Below are 2,125 nucleotides of genomic sequence, written 5' to 3' on the forward strand. Positions count from 1 at the left end.
AGAGTGCTGTCTCAGTTGCCAACGATCGAACTGCAGTTACTGTCCCAAACACCAACGATCGAGCCAACGTCGCCCTTACGACCGATCTATCACGCAAACAAAACGTCACACTATCCCCAAATACCGATCAGACCGGGCGCAGCACCAGCACGTCCGCGCCCGTCGTCTCGCTCGCACCCACGTCGACCGCTACCTCGTCGCCGACGCCGACGTTCCCCGGTTCGGCGTCGACGACGATCCCCGTCACCCGCGCGGGACCGAAGTCGACGACCGCGGTGTCGTACGGCGCGTCGGCCTCGAACGCCGGCGCCGGGACGTGGACGGTCGTGATCGTCTCGACCGTCCCCGTCTCCGGCAGCGCTTCCTCGCTGAACTCGGTCGAGCCACAGTCCGGGCAGACCCGCCGGGGCGGGAGTAGCCCGTGGCCGTTCTCGCACTCGAGGTAGTAGCCGTCGTCGGCGACGAACGCGTGCAGCCACTCGTCGAACCCCGCGTCGCTCATTCTGCCACCTCCAGCACGTGCACGACCGCGGACGCGACCGTCCCACCCGCGTTGTGGGTGACGCCGACCTCGGCATCCTCGACCGCGTCGCTGTTGGGGTGGTCACCCCGGAGCAGTCTGGTCATCTCCGCGATCTGTGAGCCGCCGGTCGCGCCGACGGGATGGCCCTTGGCCTTCAGCCCGCCGGAGAGGTTCACGGGGGTCTCGCCGTCGGCACGAGTCTCGCCACGGCGGGCGGCGCCGAGGCCCTCGCCGGGTTCGTACAGCCCCAGCGACTCGATCGCGAGCACCTCGGCGATCGCGAAGCAGTCGTGGACCTCCGCGAAGTCCACGTCGTCGGCGTCGATCCCCGCCTCGCCGTAGGCCATCGCGGCCGCGTCGTCCGCCGCGGGCGTGCGGGCGAGGTGGTCGCGGTCCTGCAGCGCCATGCGGTCGGTCCCCTGTCCGGTGCCGACGACGGCCACGTCGGCCGACACGTCGTGTTCGGCGGCGTACTCCTCGCTCACGAGCAAAATTGCGGAGGCGCCGTCGGTGATCGGACAGCAGTCGAACAGCCCCAGCGGTTCGGCGACCGGCGGGGCGTCCAGCGCCTCCTGCTCCGAGAGCTCGCGCTGGTACTGGGCGTACTCGTTGGGGATCGCGTTGTCGTGGTTCTTCGAGGCGACGTTCGCGAGGTCGGTCTTGAGTTCGTCCTCGTCGACGCCGAACGCCTCGCCGTAGGCAGTCGCCATCAGCGCGTACGCCGCGGGGAACGTGACGCCGGCGCGGACCTCGAACAGTTCGTCGGCGGCGATGGCCAGCGCCTCCGTCGCCTCCGCGGTGTCTTGGTTGGTCATGCGCTCGACGCCGCCGGCGAGTACCACGTCCGCCTCGCCGGAGCGGACGGTCCGGACCGCCTCGCGGACGGCGACGCCCGCGGAGGCACACGCCTCCTCGTAGCGCGTCGCCGGGCAGTCGAGCCCGGCGGCCTCGGCCAGCAGCGGCGCCATGTGGCCCTGCCCCTCCGAGAGCGAGCCGGCGAAGTTGCCGACGTTGAGCTTTTCCACGTCGTCCAACGGGACGCCGGCGTCGGCCCGCGCGTTCAGCGCGGCCTCGGCGAACAGGTCGCGGCCGGTCCGTTCGGGGTGGGAGCCGAAGTGGGTGAGTCCCACGCCAGCCACGCGCACACCAGTCATGCCTCGGCGTTGGAGCGGTTCGGCTAAAGGCCTGCCGGAGTCGCCGAGCGGCGGCGACGTTCCGGCAGTTCCTTCCCGACGCCGTTCGTTCCCCCGGCCATGTTCAGCGACGCGTTCGTCGGACTCGCCTGCACCGACTGCGACGCCAGCCTCGAGGTCGACGACGCAGACCCAGAATCGATCGCCGGCGCCGGCCCGTGTCCGGAGTGTGGCGCGCCGCGCGTGCCGGAGTACGACCTCGACCGCGTGGAAACCGAGGCGGTCCGCACCGGTCTGCGGGCGTGGGATCGCGACGCCGTGCTCCCGTTCCCGGCCGAATCCGCGCTCTCGGCCGCGGAGGGCGGCACCCCGAGCGTCGACGCCCCCAGAGTCGCCGACGAACTCGGCCTCGCGGGCGTCGAGATCAAAGACGAGGCGCGCAACCCCACGGGGTCGGTGCTGGACCGCG

2 protein-coding genes and 1 pseudogene are annotated in these 2,125 nt (G+C 71.2%); 1 reads left to right on the forward strand and 2 read right to left on the reverse strand.

Annotation, left to right across the window (positions count from 1 at the left end):
• Positions 1–127 precede the first annotated feature (127 nt).
• Both ACFR9S_RS12885 and ACFR9S_RS12890 read right to left on the reverse strand, forming a co-directional pair.
• Positions 128–502, reverse strand: coding sequence for a Zn-ribbon domain-containing OB-fold protein (locus ACFR9S_RS12885; RefSeq protein WP_379733081.1), 375 nt, complete (start codon positions 500–502; stop codon positions 128–130).
• A complete protein-coding gene (locus tag ACFR9S_RS12890) occupies positions 499–1,677 on the reverse strand; it encodes a thiolase C-terminal domain-containing protein (RefSeq protein WP_379818828.1) in 1,179 nt (392 codons plus the stop codon). The genes ACFR9S_RS12885 and ACFR9S_RS12890 overlap by 4 nt, the downstream gene beginning before the upstream one ends.
• Positions 1,678–1,776: 99 nt before the next feature.
• On the opposite strand from ACFR9S_RS12890, the pseudogene ACFR9S_RS12895 reads away from it, so the two are divergent.
• A pseudogene (locus ACFR9S_RS12895) lies at positions 1,777–2,125 on the forward strand (threonine synthase); the annotation flags it as partial.

Source organism: Halolamina salina, assembly GCF_042678005.1.
Lineage (GTDB): Archaea > Halobacteriota > Halobacteria > Halobacteriales > Haloferacaceae > Halolamina > Halolamina salina.

Coding starts and splice junctions, on each gene's coding strand:
- ACFR9S_RS12885 (WP_379733081.1), bottom strand. CDS start 502: ATGAGCGACGCGGGGTTCGACGAGTGGCTGCACGCGTTCGTCGCCGAC.
- ACFR9S_RS12890 (WP_379818828.1), bottom strand. CDS start 1,677: ATGACTGGTGTGCGCGTGGCTGGCGTGGGACTCACCCACTTCGGCTCC.